The organism is Priestia sp. VA7 (assembly GCF_055710015.1).
The window spans coordinates 781,174-803,202 of sequence record NZ_JBVQPN010000003.1 but is presented as its reverse complement, the minus strand read 5'-3'; the positions used below and the strand labels follow the sequence as shown (position 1 = coordinate 803,202).

Sequence of the window (22,029 nt, the reverse complement as noted above, 5' to 3'; positions counted from 1 at the left end):
CTCCTTTCTTTTATATATCTCTTAAACTGCGCCCTGTCAGCGTGAGAAAGACCGTCTCTAAATTAGGGGCTTGTTCTTTAACTGCTTTAATTTCGATATGATGCGTCATTAAATAATGAATGACTTTGTTCAAGTTATTCACTTCAGCGCTTGAATTAATTTTAATGATTCCATCTTCATACGTAACAGCTGTTACGCCTGGAATTTCTTTTAGACCGCTGCAATCTATATCGTCCGCTTCTTTTACTTCAATCCAAATATCTTTTGTATCAGTGATAATCGCTTTCAGCTGCTCTTTTGTTCCTTCAGCAATAATTTTGCCGTGATCAATAATCGCAATCTTTGTACATACCTCTTCTACTTCTTCCATATAGTGACTCGTATAAATGATTGTGCTTCCCATTTCATTTAGCTTTTTTACAGATGTTAAAATATAATTTCGTGACTGAGGATCAATGCCAACCGTCGGTTCATCCATAATGATAAGCTTGGGGCGATGAGCAATTGCACATGCGATATTTAACCTTCTTTTCATTCCTCCTGAAAAGCTTTTCGGATACGCCTTTTGTTTATCTAAAAGCCCTACAAACGCTAAAGCTTCTTCGACTCGTTCGTTAAGAAGTGACCCTCTTAATCCGTAGAGACCTGCAAAAAACTTCACATTTTCATAGGCTGTCAAATCTTCATAAATCGCTAAGTCCTGCGGAACAATTCCAATGTTCATCTTTGCGAAATTTCGGTGTTTCTTTATATTTTTCCCAAGTACTTCAATATCGCCGCCGTTGCTTTGAAGCAGACTAGCTACCATATGAATCGTTGTGCTTTTTCCTGCTCCGTTTGTTCCTAAAAAGCCGAATATATCTCCTTCTTCTACTTGTAAAGACAAATTATCTACCGCAATAAAATCTCCAAATTTCTTTGTTAACTTTTGAATTGATAATACGTTCATCATTTCACCTCTAGTGTGTTGGTATATCCTTATTTTATGAAAAAAAGGCAAACTTACGTCAGTGCATAAGTTCACCTTTTCTCCATGAGAAATCTCATTATTTATGTATGAAGTTTCTCACCTATCGGCAGCAGTGTGGTAACAGAAAACCCGTTTGCCCCGTCAACGATCACCGTTCCGTTAATGGAAGCAGCTCGCTCTTCCATTCCTGCTATGCCAAGGCCTTTTTGAAACAAGTGAGCCCCTTTTCCATTGTCTTTGACTTCTACTTTAACCATTTTATTTAGTACATGAAGCTCAATGGCAATCATCGTTGCTTCTGCATATTTTAATGCATTCGTAATAGCTTCGGTTATATTTTCATGGATAATTTTCCACTGAAGAGGGGTGATAAGATCCAAATTCCCTTTGTATACAAGAGGCATTGCAATACTATGTTTAGCCTCAAATTCACCAATAAATAATTTAAGCCTGCTGATTCCTATTTGCTCAGCGGGAGGCTTTATACTTTTTAACGTTAACCTGATTTCTTCAATGCCTTCTTTCGAAATTGTAATTGCATTTTGAAGAAGAGACAGCGCTTTTTCTTCATCTTGCTTCATTACATGCTTTGCTGCCTCCATTTGAATAAGCGCTCCTGTCATTGAATGACCAATCTTATCATGAATTTCCTGCGATAATCGATTTCGCTCTTCTAATTTTGAAGCATATTGAGACTGTCTCACATATTCTTTATTTTCCTTCACGTGCTTTTGCAGCTTTTGCATACTTACTCTCATTTCATCGAGCTTTTGTTCATAATTGATTGTCCGCTTTTGATAGAGAGCTGCTCCTGTATAAATAAAGAAAGTAAACGCAGCGACTAACACATACAGCGCGCTAATGTCAGAGGGAACAAGCAGCATTGGAAGCAAAACAATCAGCAGCACCATCCATTTTTTCACGACTGATTCTCCAATAAGCTCACAAAGGTTTAGCGGCAAAAGAAGAAAAAACAAAGGATGAAGTTTATACGCACAATATAGAATAAGGACAATTGAACTAACAATAAACATACGCTTGAACGCGCTCTTTTTCACAATGGACGCTGCAATATTAACACAGCTGTAAAGAAGCAGTGCTAACACAATAGCTGAAATCGAGTGTACATAATTAAACTGAATATACGTAATAGCCAAAAACAGTATGAGGATAAGCTTAGTCATCATTAATCCGACTTCCATAGCCCTACTTCCCTTTACCGGTTAAATAGTAAATAGCAATTTGAGTGCGATGCTCGAGTCCCGTTTTACTTAAAATCGAACTAATATAGTTTGCTACAGTACCTTCTGAAATAAAAAGGGTTTTAGAGATTTCTTTATTTGAAAGCCCCTTGGCAATCAGCGTCATAATGCTCGTTTCACGCTCTGTAAACTGTGTCATATCCGCTTTTGACTCGCGCTCAGTTGCAGCATTTAAACTTGATTTGATTTTATCAAGCACAACATCTTGAAGAACCGTATGTCCGTTGAACACACTTTTGATTGCGTCTCGAATGCGCTCTGGTTCCGTATTTTTCAACAAGTAGCCTTTAGCCCCGTTTTTTACAGCATCAATAATATACTCATCGTCATCAAACGTCGTTAAAATAAGCGGCTTTGCTTTGGTTGACTCCGAAATAAGCTTTGTAGCTTCCACACCGTCCATAACGGGCATTCTTACATCTAACAAGGCAATATGAACAGAATGATTTTTGCAATATTGAACGGCTTCCTGACCATCTTTTAAAGTAGCCACGACGTCGAATTCTTCGTATGTATTTAATATGATTTTCATTCCTTCTCGAATAAACGAATTATCATCTGCAATAATAATAGTAATTTTCATTTCTGTAAGTGAGAATACCTCACCTTTTTTCACATCCTTCTTTAACATCCATCCGCATGCTTCTCATTTATTGTAGCCATAATAAACCAAAAGTTCAATGCGATAGTTCATAGCCTTTTCTAAGCACTAAAAAAGAGCAAACCTCCACAGGCTTACTCTTTTATTCCATTACTTCTGAGCTAACTTGATCACTGTTTCTAAAAGTACATTTACACCTTTTTCACATTCTTCCCAAGGAGTGAACTCTTCTTCACAATGACTTTTTCCGTTTACGCTCGGAATAAAAATCATAGCCGTCGGAATATAGCTAGCTAAAAACTGGGCATCATGTCCAGCTCCGCTGACCATTCGCTTGTAGGAATACCCAAGTGAACGAACGGATTCTTCCACTTCATCGCAAACCGTTTTATCGAACCAAACGGTATCGCGCCCCCAAAGCTTGGTCACCCGCACTTCGCAGCCTTCTAGTAGCTCCGCTTGATCAGGCAGTGACTGAATGATCTTTTCCACGGATGCAATGACGTCTTCATCCGTATGTCTCGCTTCAAGTGAAAAAATAACTTTATTTGGAATAACGGTATGAATATTAGGCAGTACGTTCATACGCCCCATTGTGTAGACTAAATTTGAATCTAATCTGCCGAGCTCGTGACGAGCTTCGGCAATTAAATTATTGGTTGCAAAAAGCGCGTCTTTCCGCATATCCATCGGCGTCGTGCCGGCATGATCTGACTCACCGGTAACTTCAATTTCATAGCATACCATTCCAAGCACGCACTCGACTACACCGATTGATTTGGCTTCTCGTTCTAAAATAGGCCCTTGCTCAATATGTAATTCCACAAATGCAGAAGCGTCCGTCAGACGGTTCCTCGTATCACCTTCATATCCGCATGCTTGGAGCGCTTGCTCAAACGTCACGCCGTCAACATCCGTCTTCTTCATCATAACGTCTTTTTGAAATTTCCCCGATAGAATACCTGAAGCCATCATAGAAGGCTCAAAACGTGCTCCTTCTTCATTGGTGAAGTTAACAATCGTAATCGGTACCTTCGGCTTAATATTATGTTCCACCAGCGTTCTTACTAATTCTAACCCTGCAACTACACCGAGGATTCCATCAAACCTTCCGCCTTTTTTTACACTGTCCATGTGTGAGCCAATCACAACAGGCGGCTTGTCTTCTAGTCCTTCAAGCGTGGCGTAAATACATCCAAGGTCATCGATTTTAATATCCATTCCAAGATCCCGGCAGCATGAGCAAAAATAATCTCGTGCTAGGCGATCTTCTTCTGACAGCGCTAGGCGGGTTACACCGTTATTAGGTGTTCGTCCATAATCGGCAAATCGTTCAAGCGTATTTTTTAACCTTTCTCCATTCACTGCTACTTTTTGTCGTTGCAACTCAACCACTCTCCTCATTATTTGGTTATAAAGTGCGTCTAAGATGCTGTGTTAATGAATATCATTCATTATGACATAAAATAGGCGATATCACTTGAAGGCTGTTAGAACCCCTTCCATTATTTTTATAATGAAAGTGCGCAGCTTGCCTTATGTATCTATTAGCTTCAAAACGTAAATTTCCTGCTTTTTTCTATGAATAATGCACGCGTTATTTATGCATTTTTATTATAAAAATAGCGATAGGTTTTTTTCAAAAAAAAGAGAATTAGTTATTATACTAACTCTCCTCTACATACTTACTTTTTATTTGCTTTCTTCGCAATCGCAATCATTGTAGCCAAAACACCAACTGTAATAATCACAATAGCAATTACAGCGGTGGTAATAATAATTCCTGATGTTACTTCTGAAACACCCATTAGTCTACGTTCTCCTTTTGTGCCTGACCTATTTACCTACATCAGCATACTGGTCGGTTTATTCCTATTATATACGAACTTGTAAAGCGACGAAATATGTGACACATAATTGACATACTGTTTATATGTTTTCTTTTAATTCTACGTTTTATTTAAGAAAATACGGGAATAATTCAAACATATATAAGAAATACTCTTTATTTCTTTAAAGAAGTATTGTAATATAAATGTAACAATTGTAATATTAACAGCATGAATGTTACATATATTTCAATGAATGAGTAGGAGGGAAATGGAAATGAAAAAATTTGGAATAATCTTAGCATCACTTGCTCTTTTCTTTTCACTAAGCACAGGAGTTACAGCTCAAGCAGCATCACAAAATCTATCAACGACTAATGCGGTAAAAATTGCAGCAAACGCAAGCAACCATTTCTGGAATGCACTTCATGGATCTAAAGGTAATTTATGTACTCAAAAAACATTTAATTATAAAGGCACTCAGTACTCATATCTTTGTCAAGATTTTAATACAAAAAGCAAACTAGTAAGCTACTTATCTGAAACTTTTACAAACAGTGCTATTCAAAAAGGATTAACAAATTATCGCTACATCACATATAACGGAAAGCTTGCTCGTCCTGTCGGTGACGGATTCAGCATGCTAGAGTGGAACAAAGCAAAAGCAAAACTAACTTATCAACGTGCCGATGTTCGCTCTTATCAATTTACGGTTCCAACAGTTGACGGAGGAAGTGTAAAACGCACCGTTACATTTTATAAATCTGGTTCACAGTGGAAAGTAAATAAGTTTGATGCTGTACTATAAGCAATATAAAAAACAAGGTCTTCTAAGGCCTTGTTTTTTTATGCTCTCTCCTCCTCTCTTTATTAAAGAAGTTTCACTTTATTTTCACCAACTCCCCTTATAGTATGGAGACACACTACTACTTATTCGATACATTGTCATCGGAGGATTTTATATGAACATACTACAAAAAAGAACGGCTTTTATCGTAATGGCTGCTTTTCTTTTAGCATTTGTTTTCAGTATTGTTTCACTATCACACTATAAAGGAGAAGAACATTTATTTTCGATTCAAGAAAGTCATCAGTTAAAAAAGATTACTAGTGGTATATCTGCTCCTGATAATCATTCGAGGGATCATCGTCTTCCTTCAGGAAACGGTCCTACTTCACCCAGCAATTCCGGAGAACACGTAACGCCTTTTCATAATCTATCTATGGATAACGGTGCCGGAAGCCAAGGAGCTAATAAAGACTATGAAACGCCGCTCGCTCTTTATACGGTGGGCTTTTTTATAGCAGCAGCTTTCGTTTACGGATTATTAAAGAAAAAGAAACGGCATCATTCGATAGGTCATTCTCGCGTTATTTTATGGTCATTACTTGGCACTGGACTATTTATCCGGATTGCGCTGATTCCGTGGGTAGGCTCTCATATGGATGCATCTCTTTTCAAAAACTGGGCATCGGTTGCGGCTAATCATTTTTCAAATTTCTATGCTAAAAGCGGAAGCGATTATCCGCCGTTTTATATTTATATCTTGTTTATCGTTGGGAAAGTTGGCAGTTTACCGGATTTTCAGCAGTATTTTTCGCTGTTGATTAAAATCCCGCCTATTTTAGCAGATGTCGTCACATCTTATTTACTCTATCGTTTAGCTCGTAAATACTTGGCACCTTCTTTTGCATATCTGTTAGCAATTGGGTATTTATTTAATCCGGCCATTTTAGTTAATTCAACGTTTTGGGGGCAAGTCGATTCATTTTTCACTTTGCTTATTGTCCTAGCCATTGTAATGATTACGGAAAAAAGAATTTACGCCTCGGCCGTTATTTTTACAGCAGCGGTCTTAATGAAGCCGCAGGCGATTATTATCCTGCCTATTTTATTTTTCGAGCTCATTCGCCTGAAGCAACTGAAGCATTTCTTCGGCATTGCTTTAACAGCGGCTTTCACTGCTGCTGTGATTTTATTGCCTTTTTCAGCAGGAAAAAGTCCTACGTGGATTATTGATTTATTTTCATCCACCATTGGAGAGTACCCGTATGCTTCTGTTAACGCCTACAACTTTTATAGTTTAATAGGCGCAAACTATAAAGACAGCTCTGCAACGCTGCTGTTTTTCAGCTATCATACGTGGGGACTTATTTTTATCGTCGCGACAACTGTTTTTTCTTGGCTTATTTATATAAAAGGACGGAGCTTTAAATACGCCGCTCTTGCAGCGCTTATTCAAATTTCAGGGGTATTTACGTTTTCTTCAAGCATGCATGAACGCTACTTATTTCCAGCAGCAGCGCTTGCTTTGCTCGCTTATATTTATTTGAAAGACAAAAACTTGCTTTACTTATCCCTTGGATTTAGCATCAGTATTTTTATGAACACTTTTTTTGTTTTATACGGCGACAGTAATATGCAAAACAGCACGTCATACCCGTTTTCTATGTTTGCTACGTCTATGCTAAACGTTTTGCTTGTTGTTTATTTAGTAAAAGTTGCTTGGAATTTAGTCCAAAAAAGTACGGTTTTAAAAACTGCATAATACAAAAAGCTCAGTGAGTATAATTGATCACTGAGCTTTTTACATAACAAGCGACATGCCTGGCGCGTCTTCTTCTCTTTCTTGAAACCCTAATTTTTTATAAAAATGATGCTTTCCTTTTGCTGCAAACAGCTGAATCGATTCAATTCCGCTTTCTTGGCATTTCGTCAACAGCTCTTGAATAATTTGCTTTCCAAGCCCTTTGTTTTGGTATGTGGGATCTACCATCACATCGCAAATAAGCGCTTGGTAAATTCCGTCTGAAATCATACGGCCGAATGCAATTAATTGTTCATTGTCGTAAATACCGACTCTAAACCAGCTGTTGGCTGCAGCTTCAAACAGCTGTTCTTTTGTATAATTTCCTTTTTTACTTTTATGTAATCCGCTCGCTTCATGCAGAGCTGCAAACTGCTCAAATGGCGGAACCTCTTTTTTTATTACATAAGACACGTTCATTCTCCTCTCAATACCGTTGCTTTCTATATTATATTTATACATCAAACAGAATAATAATTCAACATTTTTATCTAGTTATCTTGTTACCCTTTCTCCAAATAAAAAAACTGCCAAACGGCAGTTTTTTAGGCTTGTACTGATTTTTTTCGTTTTTTAAGATCAATTCCTGCAATGATAAGCAAAATGACTCCAAGAACAATCATGATTTTACTCACTGTTTCTAGCCACTCCGGTGCGCTTCCAGCAAGTAAAAGTGAAAACCCAATGATATAAACCGGAAACCCCGCGAGAGCCCAAGGGGATTTCACCTTCTTTTTCTTCATATGTAGGATCTCCTCCTTCTTTACAGATTCTATGTAGACTGTATATGATGAGTTTATCAGAAAAAATTGGAAACGACAAAGGAGACAAACGCATGTATACGCTGCCTCAAACGTTTTGTGATACGATTACTCACCTTCACTCTCATAAAGGCCAAAAGTGGCTAACTGACTTTCCTCAGCTGATTCGCTACTGTGAAGAGCGCTGGCGTATCAACATTCACAGTCACTTTCCTCTTTCTTACCACTTTGTTGCTCCTGCGTGCAAAGCAGATGGAAGCGAACTAGTTGTCAAACTCTTTGTAGAGCCTTCAGAGCTGCTTCATGAGCAAGAAGTACTGACAGCACTAGCCGGTGAGAACACGGTAAAGGTCGTGGACAGCGATGCTGAAAAAGGCATTTTACTGCTTGAAAAGCTATCTCCCGGATGCCCGCTTTCCTCTTTATCAACTAAAGACGAAGCTGCGTTAACCGCTGCTAGGCTTATGAAATCTCTATGGCGCGTGCCTCACTCGGACTCCACTATCGAAACAGCGGTTAAAAGAGAGAAACAGCTTCGAACGTGTGTAAAAACATATCCCAACGGTATTGGTCTTCTTTCTGCAGAAACACTTCAACACGCACTAGCCGTTTTCTCTGAATTAAACCGCACTTCTCAGCAGCTTTTTCTGCTTCACGGCGACTTGCATCATGATAACATCTTACAGTCTGGTGAAGCGTGGAAAATAATTGATCCAAAAGGGTTAATTGGAGAAAAAGAGTACGAAATCGTCCCTTTTCTTTTAAATCATCTGCCTAAGATAAACGTGGCAGAGACAATTGACCATCCAATCAATATATTTGTAAAAGAACTGAACGTAAGTAAAAAACGCATTTTACTGTGGGGATACGCTCATTCTGTACTAGCCACGTGCTGGCTAATAGAGGACCGCCAAGACGCCGCTTCTTTTTTACGTGCCATAGAAGCATTTCAGCACTTATTTGAGTACTATTACGGGCATAAAAAATAAGAGCCGACATTCGGCTCTTATTTTTTGCATTTCTCTGCGACAAGCTCATATGATTTTAATCGGTCAGCCGGATCGTTCGTAATGGTCACAAGCATGAGTTCATCCGCTCCGTAGCGTGCTTGAACTTCTTGAAGACGGACGTGTACTTCTTCCGGGTTTCCGATAATCATGGCTTCTTTCATCTTCTTCATTTTTTTCTCTTCTTCTTCTGTCAGCGGATAGCTGGCAGCTTCTTCAATAGAAGGCACACCTTTTGCTTCCATTTTATCCTGCTGAATTTTCCATACGAGTGAGCTCGTTGCGATGCGATGGGCTTGCTCCGTTGTTTCAGCGCAAATGACCGATACAGTGACAATCGCATAGGGCTGATCACCAGTCCGTCTTGGCTGAAATGCCTGTTTGTACTGATCAATAATAGCTGAACCGTCTTGTTCACTCATAAACTGTCCAAACGTATAGGCTATTCCGTTTCTAGCGGCGAGCTCGGCACTTTTTTTACTTGTGCCAAGCAGCCAAGGTTCCGGAGAGACAGGCGGCAGCGGCGAAGCTGAAAGCTTTGCGTATTCATGTTCAGCCGGAAATTTATCGTCTAAAAACTGAAGAAGCTCTTTAACAAGTTCAGGCATTTTAAATACTTGCTGTAAAAAATTATCCGACAGCGCATTTGTTGCTTCAGCCGATCCACCCGGCGCGCGCCCAATCCCTAAATCAACACGCCCTGGAAACAGCGTTGCGAGCATGTTATACGTTTCAGCTACTTTATACGGCTTGTAGTGAGGCAGCAGCACCGCTCCCGATCCAATTCGAATTCTATTAGTCTGTGCGCCTATATAGCCAAGCATCACTTCAGGAGCCGAGCAGGCAAGTCCAGACAAATCATGATGCTCTGCAATCCAGTAGCGCTCATAGCCAAGCTTGTCACCCGCTTTGGCCAGCTGCATCGATGCTTTTAACGCTTCCGCCGGGGTCTGATGGGATGAAACGGGCGATTGGTCGAGTATACTTACTTTCATCACGCATCTGCTCCTTATTCGTTCACTTCAATTAAACTTAATGAAAAATCCCCTACCTGGCCTTTTTCATATAAATTTGTAAAAGACGTAGAGTATTGATGAATCGTTCCTTGAAAATCGAGATCTTCTTCCGGGACATTTACATGAAAAGTACCTTTATATAAAAGTGTAGTAATATCATGATATTCCTCACTTGTTACTTTAAAATCAACTGAAACTTTTATTTTGCCTTTTACAATTTCTTGTTCATAGCTGTAAATTTGAATAGGCGTATCATTTAATACAATTTCTTGTACCACGTTAAATCGTCTCCTTTTTTAGTGCGTATGAAAAATAATAGCACTTGAAGAAGTCATGAGCAAATAAAAGAGCTTCTTTTTGCTCATGCAAAAAAAAGCATGGCTTTTTGCCATGCTTTTAGTTCAAAAACAATCTTATACGCGTTTTGTACGCGTGCGTTTGAATACGAAATAAAGAACAATAATAACAAATGCCGCAACCACAAACGGAAGCGTATATTTGCTTGCTACGTCTTCAATGTTCGCCCAGTTCTCGCCTAGCTTTCCGCCTAAGTAAATAAATAAAATCGACCAAGGAATCATCGCTAACACGGTTAAAGACGTAAACTTCCAAAACGGCATTTTAGCAATACCTGCAGGAATCGAAATTGCATGTCGAACAACCGGGACAAAACGAGCGGAGAAAACAACACCCGCGCCGTATTTATTAAACCAGTTTTCCGCAAGATCAATATGCTTATCATGAATGAATAAGTACTTGCCGTATTTTTGAAGAAACGGACGTCCTCCGTAGGCTCCAATCCAATATAAAAACCACTGTGCAATCGTTCCGCCAATAATTCCGGCAATGACTGCTCCAGGAAAACTAATCATGCCTTGAGAAATCATATACCCTCCGTAAGCTAGTACAATTTCACTTGGAATGATTTCAATCATTAAGCCGAGCGCAATACCTAAATAGCCAAGGCTCGTTAAAAAATCCAAAATACTCGCAACAAATGAACTCACCTTTAATCACCTTACTCATTCTTTAATAATTTTACACTACTACTATATTCCAACCATCAGTATAAAAGAAAACTATGAACTCACTATGAACAGCTTACTTCCCTGTTGACTGCCGGTACCTTTTCCGCAGCTCATGCGTATGCAGATCCGCTAGGCGGACTGGAATTGGAAGCTTACTTTCTTTTGAAATAAAATGCATCATAAGCTGATATGACATGTCCAAATCAATATAGTTTCCGCACGACAGAAAAATAGGCTTTACCCCTTTGGCTGTCCTTACTACTCTACCATAAACTTCGCCATCAATCACAATATCTTCATAAGCGCCCTCTGTATCTTCAGGCATAACGTAATCATGTCCCTTGATTTTCAAATAGCTTTTCCCAATTCCAACGGTAGGTTTATTGAGAAAAAACGAAGCATGTGTGGCTACTCCCATGTGCTCGCAGTGCAAATATCCATTGCCATCAAATAAAAACACGTCGGGCTCTATTTGAAGTTTTTTAGCTGCTTCAAGAATTAAAGGAAGCTCTCGAAAAGCTAGGAATCCAGGAAGATAAGGAACGGTTACTTCTCCTACACTGTGCACTTTTTCTACAACGTTTTTCGTCTGATAATCAACCACTACAATGCTGCAAGCTCCGTAAGATATGCCGTTTTCTTCCCAATATGCAACATCAACACCAGCACAGTTATGTATATGCGTCATTTTGACCCGTGATGTTAAATCAATTTGTGCTTTTAGCTTTTGCTGAAGCGTCCGGCACTCCTCTTTCGTTTGCATCGTAAACGTATGTATGTACTGAATATCCATGTTCCATTCCTTTCATTGACTGACTCACCTATTATACAACTATTTTCTAAGAAATTCCTATTCTTTTTTTCACACCTTTTATTATAGCGCTGTTTCCTTAACGTTTGATTAAAATCTCTATTCATTTACGCATTTTTTGTAAACATCACCATGAAAAAATCCCTATTTTTCTTTACGAAATGTCAACGCTTTCTACACACTTTCTCTATATCAGCATCACATTTTTTCGTTACGCTATTTCTATACCAACGCATAGGAGAGAAACGTGATGAAAAAATATTTAGCTGGTCTAAGCGCAGTAGCCTTGTTATGCTGTTCGATTGCCTCTTCTGCTTTTGCACGCACGGAAGAAAAACTTACGAATATTGCCCACCGAGGAGCCTCTGCTTACGCACCTGAAAATACAATGGCTGCTTTTCATCAAGCGCTAGAAATGAATGCAGATTACATTGAACTTGACGTGCAGCAAAGCAAAGACGGTGTACTCGTTATTATGCACGACCGTACCGTAGACCGAACGACAAACGGAAGCGGACGCGTTCGAGAGTTAACGTACGCTGAGCTTCAGCGCTTGGATGCAGGAAGCTGGAAAGAGGATTCTTTTGCGAATGAAAAAATTCCAACTCTTTCACAAGTGTTAGATGAATTTCAAGGGAAAATCGGTATATTAATAGAGTTAAAAGCCCCGGAACTTTATCCTGGAATTGAAAAAAAAGTAGCTATTGAAATCAACAAGCGAAAGCTCGATCACGTTATCATTCAGTCTTTTAACGTTTCATCCATGAAAAAAATGCATGAGCTTCTCCCAAACGTTCCTATAGGCATATTAACTTCTTCACAGCGAGATACAAACCCAAACTCAATCCAGCAATTCGCCGCTTTTGCCACTTACTTTAACCCATCCTATGACATCCTAACGCCTGCTCTCATCCACCAAGTCCATTCTGCCGGAATGAAAATATCGCCCTGGTCTGGAACCAAGCGGCTTCCCGCTTCATTTTTGTGGAAAACAAAAAGTGACGGAGTGATTACGAATTATCCCGATGAAGTAAATTGGGCGCAAACATCAACAAAAATAGGGAAAACCATTCACAGAAGCTCCGCGAGCCACACTGCTCGCTTAATTGGTGTAAAAAAGTAATAGCAGCTTTCTTTAATAAAGAGCTCTTATAGCCCTTCTCTTCTGTATAAATTTGACTTTCGATTATCTAAATAGTTCAAAATTTCCTTTGAACTTGCTGAAGACGATAGGTCTATGTCAACAATCGCAAGATCCTCATTATTAAGAGATTTAAACACACAGTGCCCATTAGGATTAATAACTTCACTTTCACCAAAATAGACATAGTCGTCTTCTAATCCAACTTTATTAGCAGCTGCAATAAAAATATGATTTTCTAAAGCTCTTGACCTCAAATAAACGTGCTGATGATGCTCGTAAGGAATCATGTTCGCACAAAGAACAAAGACGACTTCGGCTCCTTTTAATGCTAGAATTCGCGCCACTTCAGGAAATTCCATATCATATGTAATCATCACTCCAAACTTTCCTTGAGGTGTATCAAAGACCGGTATACTATCTCCAGAAGTAAAATATGAATTTTCATGATCAAAAAGGTGAATTTTACGATAAGTTCCTACTATCTCACCTTTCTTATTAATAAATACAGCGGAATTATATATTTTAAAGTGGTGTCTTTCCGGAAAACCAAGAATAACTCCTATTTGTAATTCTTTAGCATACTTTTTTACTTTTGTGATTAATTCTCCTTCTACTGATTCAGCTAATTCCTCCACCTGTTCATTTAACAAAAAACCAGTCAAAAATAATTCAGGGAATAACACAAAATCCGCCCCTTGATCTTTAGCCGCTTCCATCGTTCCAAAAACTCTCTTTAAATTTTTATTTTTATCATGCAAATTGCTTCTAAGCTGGGCTAATGCAATTTTTAATTGACGCATCCCTTCACCTCTTTAAAAACCTTCTTTTTTGTATACTTTTAATTTTTTTGAAATAGTAGACTGATCAACCTGCAATACTTCTGCTACTTTGTAAGTACTGTTGTATTCACCGTAAGCTTTTAAAATTAATTCTTTTTCTACTTGTCTTTTAGCTTCTTTCAAAGACATTGGTGCTTTAGGAGAAAATGACCAACCTTTTTCACGTATATTTTTTTCTTCTAGCACTTCTTTTTCAGTCATATTTGTGACGACAATTCTTTCTATCGTGTTTTCCAATTCCCTTATGTTCCCAGGCCATTTATATTGGATAAGCTCTTGTTTTACTTCATCATTAATTTCTTTTCGAAGATGATATTTTGTATTATATTTAAAAAGAAAATGATCAATTAAGATATGTATGTCCTTTTCTCGCTCTCTAAGAGGTGGAATCGTGAGCGGTACGACATTAAGCCTATAGAACAAATCTTCACGAAATAATTTTTTCTCAACAAGTTCCTGTAGATTTTTATTTGTTGCAGCAATTACTCGCACATCTACTTTCTTTTCCTCTGTACTTCCTACTTTTCGCACCGCGTTTTCTTGCAAAACACCTAGCAGTTTTGCTTGTAGGTTTAAAGGAAATTCCGCAATTTCATCTAGAAAAATTGTTCCTTTATGAGCAGCTTCAAATAAGCCGACCTTTCCTCCTTTTTTTCCGCCTGTAAAAGTTCCTTCTTCATACCCAAATAGCTCTGATTCGATTAAATTCTCTGGAATAGCACCACAATTAACAGGAATAAAAGGCTGCGTTGAACGTGTACTAGTACTATGAATAAATTTAGCAATTTGACTTTTGCCTACTCCCGATTCACCTAGTAGAAGAACAGTAGAGCCTACATGAGCAATTGTTTCAATGATTTTAGCAATTCGTTTCATAGCAGATGATTCCATAATCAACTCATCGGTTTTATGCTGATCTTCATTCGAATAAGGATTAAACATGCTTTGAGATATATTCGCTAATGTCACGATTTGATTTATGTAAGAGTTCGCTTGGACAAGGTGGAGGGCAAATAGATAAGTTCTTCCCTCATAGGTGCTTAATAACTGAGTAGAGCCACTTGGAGCAGCAGTAAAGACCTTTTTCCACTGAACTTCTTCAAATAACATATTTTCTTGAAACAACGATAAGTGACTGGTTTGTTTATTATTGATAGATACGGTATCAATGCGTCCTTCATGATCTATGATGACTACTATTGATTCGCAGGTATCTGTTGAAGAATTCCTCATTATCCATTTCCTCCTTTCGATTGTTTCTAATGAAAAATCGCATCATTAATGATAAAAATCATCATCTTAACTTTCCAAATAACTATATAAGCAGAATATGACTTATTTTCTTTTTATCCCTATTAGTATAATGAAAAAATTCATCTTTTTAAAGATTAAAAATCAGAATTAACTGAAAAAATGCGTTGGCACACTTCTTGCTTGTATTTATAGTGAAAACGATTATGAGGAGGTATTTTACAGTGAATATTACAATTGCTCAGTTTTGTCCTGTACTAGGCAATAAAAAAGAAAACATTCGAAAAATAAATGACTGTATCAAGCAAGCTGTAAGCGAACAGGCTGACCTTGTTGTCTTTCCGGAACTTTGTTTAACAGGTTATTTTATTTGGGATGATATTAAGGAGCTAGCTGAATCCGTTAGTGGTGAAAGCTTACAGCTTTTACAACAAAGCTGCAGGGATTACAGCATCCACGCCGTTATATCTTTTCCTGAAGTAACAGCTAACGGGCACTATCATATTACATCCGCTCTTATAGATGATACCGGAACTGTAATTGGTACGTATCAAAAAACACATCTTTTTGACAGGGAAGCTGAAATCTTCCGCCCAGGCAACACTTTACCTGTTTTCGAAACCAAATTCGGAAACATTGGCTTAATGATTTGCTATGACCTTGAATTCCCTGAAGTGGCCCGAACTTTAAAAATAAAAGGAGCGGATTTACTCATCATCCCGCTTGCTAACATGAGCCCTTACGAAGATTATCAAATAACGTATTTAAAAAGCCGTGCTATGGAAAATGAACTTCCAATTGCTCTATGCAATCGAATTGGCTCTGAAGAAGATACATTCTTTTTTGGACATAGCGCAGTCGTCAACAGTAAAGGAAAAGTTCTTCTAAAAATGGGTAGCAAGGAACAAATATCGACAGTAGCTATTTCTTTAGAGGAATCAAAAGATCAGAAGCTTAATTACCTTATGCACAGAAGAGCGGATTTGTACAAATAGATATAGGAAGATTAAAAACAATTTTTAAGGGAGGCGCAAAGATGGAAACAAAAAGAAACCAAGCAGTTCCAACTTTGAAGTTGTCACATATTGTTTTGTTTGGCCTTGCTTATATGACACCAATGATTGTATTTGGTATTTACGGCTTGTTGGCTGAAACCACCCATGGACTAGTTTCCACTGCTTATATAGTGGCTTTAGCTGCTATGCTATTTACGGCTTATAGCTACGGTAAAATGACTAAAGCTTTTCCTATTGCAGGGTCTGCTTATACGTATACAAGAAAATCCATAAATCCATACGTTGGATTTATGATTGGATGGGCTGTTTTACTAGACTACCTGTTTCTTCCTATGGTTATTTGGCTTATCGGAGCCGTTTATTTACATACAGCTTTTCCTAGCATTCCTCTTTGGACATTTGTACTAGCCTTTATTTTTATTACAACTGTTATTAATATAATTGGCTTAAAAGCGGCGGCGAGCGTCAATACATTAATGATGATTTTTCAATTGCTCGTAGTCGGTATTTTTATTTCACTAAGCATTATATATCTTATAAAAGGCTCATCACCTTTTGCACTCTTTAGCTTTAACCCATTCTTGAACGAGCATCTTACATTTTCGTTTGTAGCCGCTGGCGCTTCCATTGCTTGTTATTCTTTTTTAGGATTTGATGCTGTTACAACTCTATCTGAAGAAACCATTAATCCTGAAAAAACAATGCCAAAAGCTATCTTTCTTATTACACTAATTGGAGGCATCATTTTTATTGGAGCTTCTTATTTTCTACAGCTTGTTCATCCTGACTATACATCTTTTAAAAATATTGATTCAGCAGCATTTGAAATTGCCGTACAGATCGGCGGCAATTTATTTAGCTCTATTTTTCTAGCTGGATTAATTATTGCTCAATTCGCATCTGGCTTATCTGCTCAAACAAGCGGAGCCCGTTTATTATTTGCAATGGGAAGAGACGGCGTACTTCCCGCTAAGATATTTGGGTATCTTCATCGAAAATCAAACACACCCCTATTGAATATTTTATTCATAGGAGGCATTTCACTACTGGCCGTTAAGCTTGATGTAAGTACATCTACTTCATTTATTAACTTTGGAGCATTTTTAACGTTTATTTTTGTAAATCTATCGGTCATTTTTCACTATTACTTCACGTTAAAAAATGAAAGAAAGAATCGTTTTCTTCTGTACTTTCTTATACCGGCTATCGGAGCAGCCCTTGATTTCTATCTCTTTATTAATCTTGATAAACACGCCTTAGTGCTAGGAAGCGTCTGGACTGCCATAGGACTTGTGTACTTAACTTTTCTTACAAAAGGATTTAAGCTTTCTCCTCCAGAAATGGATTTCGATGAAGAGGAAATAACGAAACCTTCCTCTCTTGTACATCAAAAAGCTGCTGAAAAGACATTGTAACTTTTTAAAAAAAGGGATGCTATTTACAGCATCTCTTTCTCATGTCGGTCTTGAATACTCGAACTGAACTATCCAACGCTTCTTTCCTTCCTCACAGCTCAAATAAACTTTCTCCGTCCTTATTTATCCAATACTTTTCTGTTTCTGGAATCAAAGCTGTAAAGTCTTCATACGTTCCTTTCCAATCACTTGGAACATATTCTTCAAATGAAGCCGGCTCAGGAAACAGTGAATAGAACACCTTTTGATCACAGTCCACCAAAAACGAAGGGATAAAGTCTAATACGTCTTCTTCCTCTCCGCTTTCTATTTTATCTTCAAACAGCTTTAAAAGAGTAGCTGCATCTGCTTTATATGACTGTATACGCTTTAAAAAAAGCTCAGCATTTTCACTGCTAAGAATCTCAATTCCTTTTCGTTCAGGTTCAATGTATTCGTCAACCGCTAGATGACTTTCAAAAGCTTGCGCAAACTTTACATAATCTAAATACCATAGCTCTCGATCGGTTACATACCATTGAAACTGCTTTTTATGTATAACTCCGACAATTACGTTTTCAGCATATATAGGTTCTAGCATGAGGTGGACCTCCTTGCTTTTATTAGCTTTGTAACCTGTTGTATACAATTTAATTAGTCTTCAAGCACTCTCTTTTGTACTTTTTCATTCAGCTTTTGCTTTAAATAATCAGCAATTTCTGTTTGTCCAAATTCCTTAGCATATCGGTACGCATCCATATCCTCGATATTCTCTCCGGTATATTGAACGGAAATATCTATACCTTGATTAACTAGATATTCAACTATTTCTTTGTGGCCACCATAAATCGCTGAAAATAAAGGATTTCTTTTTGCCAAGCTTACATCTAGTTCTGCTCCAGATTGGATTAAGTACTGTACTATTTCTACATGCCCCTCACCCGCTGCCACTCGTAAGGGAGAAGCATCAAATATATCACCTTTTATATTTACATCGATTCCTTTATGCACTAGATACTCTACTATTTCCATCTGTCCTTTTTTTGCTGCTATGTGCAACCAGCTACCAAATGGAGTCATGGTATGTAGAATTTCTTTATCCTTACCTATTAGCTCTTTAACTGAGTTAATGTTACCACGTTTAATTGCATTCCTTATTGCTTTATTAACGCTGTTTTTCTCCAAATCATATCTCCCTTCATTTAGTTGCCCATTATTGTCGTTTTTTAATATAGACATCTTCCTCAATAATTTAGCTGTTTCTACCGTTTTTACTTTTAAATAGTTGTGGTCAATGAAAATCACTGTCGTATTTGTAGTTCGCTTATATCATTTCCTTTAAATTATCGGTCACCTCTTGATAAATATCATTAAGCTTTAATTCCATTTACTGTCCACTTCTGCCTTAAATATTCAGCAATTTCTATTTTTCCTCGTTCAATCGCAAATTCATAAGCATCCATATCTTTCATCGTATCCCCCGTATACTTTACAGTAATATCAATACCACTCTGAACAAGGTATTTTACAATATCAAGATGACCACCATAAATCGCTGAAAATAAAGGATTTCTACTCGAATCGCTTACATCTAATATTGCACCTCTATCGTATAAGTACTGAACTATGCTAAATTCACCTACACTCGCTGCATGTGCAATTGGCGCTGACTTTGGTACACCTTCATTTGTGTTAATATCCATCCCGTATTCAACTAGGAACTTTACCATGTCAAGACTACCAGCTCTAGCAGCCACGTGTAGCCACGTTCCAAAAGGAGTTATAAACTCAAGCAGCGTTTTATCTGTAATCAGAATCTCTTTTGCTTGTTCTGTATCACCATTCTTAATGAAATCATAGGTTTTAACTGCTTTTTCCTTATTATCCATAGAAACCTCCTAAGATATTTTTGTTCATACGGTTTCTTCATCAGTTCATAGTATCAGAGAGATCCCTTTAGTTCTCTGAAATCCCTTCCAGAATTCATCTAATAATTTAAATAGGATTATGTGGATACTCTTTTAAATAGTGCTCTATTAAACTCTTACCTTTTTCATCTGTTGGTTGTTGGTACTTCATTTAATTGTACTTCCAAATCTTTTTCTTTGCTACAAGTCCATAATCTGTATAATCAAATAATACAGAGAACTTCCCTGTTTGGTCTAACATTAGCGCAAAAGAATACCATAGTTCTTGGTTATTTTCTTTAAAGATTTCTCTAATCTTTTCACTAAGATCAAAAAGCTTATCTTCTTCATTATTTTCTTTTGTGAATTTCATACAATCATTTTTTATATTGTTGATGATATAAATTGTTTATTATCTTTTTCATCTTACTTTCACCTATTAACTTCCAAAAAAAGACCTCGAATAAGCTGTTAGCTATTCAAGGTCAATCTTAAATTAAATTTGATGAGTTATAGTACAATATCTTGATAACCTACTTCTTCTACAATTTCATTTTCTATCTTTATTCCTAATCCATCTTCAATGTCCCAAGAAACATCACAAAGCAAACCTAATCTTCTTTTCCCATTCTTCCTTATTCTTCTTACAATCAATTCAGTTGGCTTCACTAATCTCTTTAAATCTGAAAGAGAATTAATTCTTGGAGCTAAATGGTCTGCTTCTGATTTATTACCTAACATTTCTCTATACTCTTCATAATTTTCACTATAGTAATCATATACTTGCTTTTCCGCCTCATTCGTTATGTTTTTCATATCTTGAATAAAGTTAAGAAATGCTTCTCTCTGCACATTTGAAAAGTCAGCATTTTCATCTGAATCAACACTTAAAAGTATTTCTTGTTCCACATCAAACATTCTAATAGTCGTTTTTCCTCTCCAGAAGTTGTTTTTATATTCAAGCTTTCCAAATAAATCATCATTAATTATTGTCATCCTAATTACTCTCCTAACTTAACTTTTATATTATATTCGCCAACTCCACCAAAATGTTTAAAAACACTATTAATTTTACTTGGTACCAATTGTATTGTTTCCAAGTCATTGAGTTCATGCCAAGTATATCTATTATCTTCTCGCCAATCAGCTATATCTTCTGCTGTCCATTTTTGTTCTGGCGTACTCCATTTTTTAGCCAATTCCTCATCGGCAGTTGAAAAATTTAATTTTCTATCATTGGTCATATTTCCCAATTTTATTTCACCTTTTGAAAATGGAGAAAAATCTGGCATTCCGTTTTTGTACTCAACTCCATCAACACCAGCTTCATCAAGGTATTGTTGAATTTCACCGGTTTTATCGGAGATGAATACCGATTCTGCTCGTCCGTTACTCCATTCACCTTTATTAACGGGAGTAATTTTTACCCTTTGTTCATAAGAACTATATTTAGGCTCTACATCAAAACCTCTTGTATAACCTATCTGCCCTTTAGTATCCTTTTGAATCGGACGTTCACTCACATGTTCTACTTTTACAGGTTCATCGACCTTTTGAATTGGACGCTCTACTTTTACAGGCTTATCAACCCTCCGAACCGTCTCTACCTTAACCGAATCACCCAACTTCTCCACATCACGCTTGGACATAAATCTTCCGCCAGCTCCGCGATAGCGATTATGAACTGGATCATATTTCACCTTCGTTACCATCTGCATCGTCTGTTGCTTCACATTCTGCAAGGTCTCCCTCACAGTCTGCTGGGCAAATGCCGGACCTGCTGGTGCTAGTTCTGGCCCGAGTCTTGGCATACTGCTGTCTAGGATGTTGTTATACGTTTTATGTAGCGACTGTGTCCAAGAGGCCGGTGCGCTTTTGACGCTTTGGTAGGCTTGCTTTGTGACGTTGGCAACAGCGCTTGTGCGAAGCGTATTGCGCATGTTGTTGAGCTTTTCGGTTCCTTTGGTCGCAAGGCTTTGTCCCATTTTCCCCGCTACCTTCGTAGAAAGCGCCCCAGCTCCAGCAATTCCTAATGCTTGCAGAAGGCTTGCTTTACGCTGCTCTTCACTGATTTTATTCCCGAACATGTCGCGTCCGGTCATGTATTCGCCTAGTCCGTTTGCAGCTCTTCCTTATTCCTTATCAAGGCGGCTGCTACAGTAAGGTGAGATTTGAAGAGTTTTACACCAGTGAGAAAGGCTTAAATTAAAGTCTTAGTTGCTGTATAATATAAAAACACACTGATTTTCACAAAATACAGTGTGTTTACTTATAACTTTAATAATTATTTAAATAGGATTACTGGGATACTCTTTTAAATATTGTTCTATTAAGCTCTTAGGTTTTTCATCTATTGGTACTTCATCTAAATATCTATACTCTCTCATCTTTTCATGCGCTATGGAGCCCTAATTTGCATTAGACCAATCCGTGCAATCAAATTGTATAAAGAATTTTCTAGTTTGGTTAAACATTAGCGTAAAAGAATACTCTAGTTCTTGGTTATTTTCTTTAGGAATTTCTCTAAGCTGTTCATTAGAATCAAAAAGCTTATCTTTTATCTAATCGGTTTTTAATAATGTTTTAGAAATAAAACGTAGATTAT

Annotated in this window: 26 protein-coding genes; 6 read left to right on the top strand and 20 right to left on the bottom strand. The window is 37.6% G+C overall.

Features of this window, described 5'->3' with window-relative positions; translation table 11 throughout:
* Positions 1–10: 10 nt before the first annotated feature.
* From AC0C45_RS16915 to AC0C45_RS16895, 5 genes are all read right to left on the bottom strand, one after another.
* Positions 11–949: an ABC transporter ATP-binding protein gene (locus AC0C45_RS16915; RefSeq protein ID WP_472928420.1), complete on the bottom strand. Its 939-nt coding sequence runs from the start codon at positions 947–949 to the stop codon at positions 11–13.
* 101 nt (positions 950–1,050) lie between these two features.
* Positions 1,051–2,172, bottom strand: coding sequence for a sensor histidine kinase (locus tag AC0C45_RS16910; protein WP_257062359.1), 1,122 nt, complete (start codon positions 2,170–2,172; stop codon positions 1,051–1,053).
* A 4-nt stretch (positions 2,173–2,176) separates the two neighbouring features.
* Complete coding sequence (locus AC0C45_RS16905) at positions 2,177–2,815, bottom strand: response regulator (protein WP_237894150.1); 639 nt, start codon at positions 2,813–2,815, stop codon at positions 2,177–2,179.
* Positions 2,816–2,983: 168 nt separating this feature from the next.
* On the bottom strand, positions 2,984–4,219 hold the full coding sequence (locus AC0C45_RS16900) for a Zn-dependent hydrolase (RefSeq protein ID WP_171777141.1): 1,236 nt from the start codon (positions 4,217–4,219) through the stop codon (positions 2,984–2,986).
* A gap of 299 nt (positions 4,220–4,518) precedes the next feature.
* On the bottom strand, positions 4,519–4,641 hold the full coding sequence (locus tag AC0C45_RS16895; protein ID WP_013057357.1) for a hypothetical protein: 123 nt from the start codon (positions 4,639–4,641) through the stop codon (positions 4,519–4,521).
* Positions 4,642–4,933: 292 nt separating this feature from the next.
* On the opposite strand from AC0C45_RS16895, the gene AC0C45_RS16890 reads away from it, so the two are divergent.
* A complete protein-coding gene (locus AC0C45_RS16890; RefSeq protein WP_014459798.1) occupies positions 4,934–5,470 on the top strand; it encodes an IseA DL-endopeptidase inhibitor family protein in 537 nt (178 codons plus the stop codon).
* Between the two features lie 154 nt (positions 5,471–5,624).
* Positions 5,625–7,211, top strand: coding sequence for an MptA/MptB family glycosyltransferase (locus AC0C45_RS16885; protein WP_237892379.1), 1,587 nt, complete (start codon positions 5,625–5,627; stop codon positions 7,209–7,211).
* A gap of 39 nt (positions 7,212–7,250) precedes the next feature.
* Here the strand turns inward: AC0C45_RS16885 and AC0C45_RS16880 are convergent, their stop codons facing one another.
* Positions 7,251–7,670 (bottom strand): GNAT family N-acetyltransferase, encoded by a 420-nt coding sequence (locus tag AC0C45_RS16880; protein WP_229754593.1) that lies wholly within the window; start codon positions 7,668–7,670, stop codon positions 7,251–7,253.
* Positions 7,671–7,795: 125 nt separating this feature from the next.
* Positions 7,796–7,993: a hypothetical protein gene (locus AC0C45_RS16875; RefSeq protein ID WP_028408267.1), complete on the bottom strand. Its 198-nt coding sequence runs from the start codon at positions 7,991–7,993 to the stop codon at positions 7,796–7,798.
* Between the two features lie 44 nt (positions 7,994–8,037).
* Here AC0C45_RS16875 and AC0C45_RS16870 point away from each other — a divergent pair, with 44 nt between their 5' ends.
* Positions 8,038–9,000: an aminoglycoside phosphotransferase family protein gene (locus AC0C45_RS16870; protein ID WP_415761957.1), complete on the top strand. Its 963-nt coding sequence runs from the start codon at positions 8,038–8,040 to the stop codon at positions 8,998–9,000.
* A 17-nt stretch (positions 9,001–9,017) separates the two neighbouring features.
* On the opposite strand, the gene AC0C45_RS16865 is transcribed toward AC0C45_RS16870, so the two are convergent.
* The 4 genes from AC0C45_RS16865 to AC0C45_RS16850 all read right to left on the bottom strand — a co-directional run bounded on the left by AC0C45_RS16865 (position 9,018) and on the right by AC0C45_RS16850 (position 11,855).
* Positions 9,018–10,013: an LLM class flavin-dependent oxidoreductase gene (locus AC0C45_RS16865; protein WP_415761959.1), complete on the bottom strand. Its 996-nt coding sequence runs from the start codon at positions 10,011–10,013 to the stop codon at positions 9,018–9,020.
* Between the two features lie 14 nt (positions 10,014–10,027).
* The gene (locus AC0C45_RS16860; protein WP_016764409.1) at positions 10,028–10,312 is read right to left on the bottom strand and encodes a DUF3219 family protein; all 285 of its coding nucleotides are present in this window, start codon (positions 10,310–10,312) and stop codon (positions 10,028–10,030) included.
* Between the two features lie 135 nt (positions 10,313–10,447).
* The gene (gene uptA, locus AC0C45_RS16855; protein WP_013057365.1) at positions 10,448–11,041 is read right to left on the bottom strand and encodes an undecaprenyl phosphate transporter UptA; all 594 of its coding nucleotides are present in this window, start codon (positions 11,039–11,041) and stop codon (positions 10,448–10,450) included.
* A gap of 94 nt (positions 11,042–11,135) precedes the next feature.
* The gene (locus AC0C45_RS16850; RefSeq protein ID WP_034651463.1) at positions 11,136–11,855 is read right to left on the bottom strand and encodes an endonuclease V; all 720 of its coding nucleotides are present in this window, start codon (positions 11,853–11,855) and stop codon (positions 11,136–11,138) included.
* Positions 11,856–12,123: 268 nt separating this feature from the next.
* Here AC0C45_RS16850 and AC0C45_RS16845 point away from each other — a divergent pair, with 268 nt between their 5' ends.
* Complete coding sequence (locus AC0C45_RS16845) at positions 12,124–12,996, top strand: glycerophosphodiester phosphodiesterase (protein ID WP_280168511.1); 873 nt, start codon at positions 12,124–12,126, stop codon at positions 12,994–12,996.
* Between the two features lie 26 nt (positions 12,997–13,022).
* Here AC0C45_RS16845 and AC0C45_RS16840 read toward each other — a convergent pair whose 3' ends face one another.
* Positions 13,023–13,817 (bottom strand): carbon-nitrogen hydrolase family protein, encoded by a 795-nt coding sequence (locus tag AC0C45_RS16840; RefSeq protein WP_472928313.1) that lies wholly within the window; start codon positions 13,815–13,817, stop codon positions 13,023–13,025.
* A 12-nt stretch (positions 13,818–13,829) separates the two neighbouring features.
* A complete protein-coding gene (locus AC0C45_RS16835; protein ID WP_415761963.1) occupies positions 13,830–15,089 on the bottom strand; it encodes a sigma-54 interaction domain-containing protein in 1,260 nt (419 codons plus the stop codon).
* Between the two features lie 242 nt (positions 15,090–15,331).
* Between AC0C45_RS16835 and AC0C45_RS16830 the strand changes: the two genes are divergently transcribed.
* Complete coding sequence (locus AC0C45_RS16830; protein ID WP_415761965.1) at positions 15,332–16,102, top strand: carbon-nitrogen hydrolase family protein; 771 nt, start codon at positions 15,332–15,334, stop codon at positions 16,100–16,102.
* 41 nt (positions 16,103–16,143) lie between these two features.
* Positions 16,144–17,538 carry an APC family permease gene (locus AC0C45_RS16825; protein ID WP_257062347.1) on the top strand — a complete coding sequence of 465 codons (1,395 nt, stop codon included), beginning with the start codon at positions 16,144–16,146 and terminating at the stop codon, positions 17,536–17,538.
* Between the two features lie 91 nt (positions 17,539–17,629).
* On the opposite strand, the gene AC0C45_RS16820 is transcribed toward AC0C45_RS16825, so the two are convergent.
* The 7 genes from AC0C45_RS16820 to AC0C45_RS16790 form a co-directional block, all read right to left on the bottom strand.
* Positions 17,630–18,118, bottom strand: a complete 489-nt coding sequence (locus AC0C45_RS16820) for a hypothetical protein (RefSeq protein WP_237892387.1) — start codon at positions 18,116–18,118, stop codon at positions 17,630–17,632.
* A gap of 53 nt (positions 18,119–18,171) precedes the next feature.
* Entirely contained in the window at positions 18,172–18,702 is a 531-nt protein-coding gene (locus AC0C45_RS16815) for an ankyrin repeat domain-containing protein (RefSeq protein ID WP_171777833.1), read from the bottom strand.
* A 185-nt stretch (positions 18,703–18,887) separates the two neighbouring features.
* Complete coding sequence (locus AC0C45_RS16810) at positions 18,888–19,406, bottom strand: ankyrin repeat domain-containing protein (protein WP_047931481.1); 519 nt, start codon at positions 19,404–19,406, stop codon at positions 18,888–18,890.
* Positions 19,407–19,596: 190 nt separating this feature from the next.
* Positions 19,597–19,797 carry an immunity protein YezG family protein gene (locus AC0C45_RS16805; protein ID WP_053215304.1) on the bottom strand — a complete coding sequence of 67 codons (201 nt, stop codon included), beginning with the start codon at positions 19,795–19,797 and terminating at the stop codon, positions 19,597–19,599.
* A 137-nt stretch (positions 19,798–19,934) separates the two neighbouring features.
* Entirely contained in the window at positions 19,935–20,420 is a 486-nt protein-coding gene (locus tag AC0C45_RS16800) for a DUF6985 domain-containing protein (RefSeq protein WP_047931480.1), read from the bottom strand.
* Between the two features lie 5 nt (positions 20,421–20,425).
* On the bottom strand, positions 20,426–21,526 hold the full coding sequence (locus tag AC0C45_RS16795; RefSeq protein WP_412762263.1) for an HNH endonuclease: 1,101 nt from the start codon (positions 21,524–21,526) through the stop codon (positions 20,426–20,428).
* Between the two features lie 306 nt (positions 21,527–21,832).
* On the bottom strand, positions 21,833–21,985 hold the full coding sequence (locus AC0C45_RS16790) for an immunity protein YezG family protein (protein ID WP_137738957.1): 153 nt from the start codon (positions 21,983–21,985) through the stop codon (positions 21,833–21,835).
* Positions 21,986–22,029: the final 44 nt, after the last annotated feature.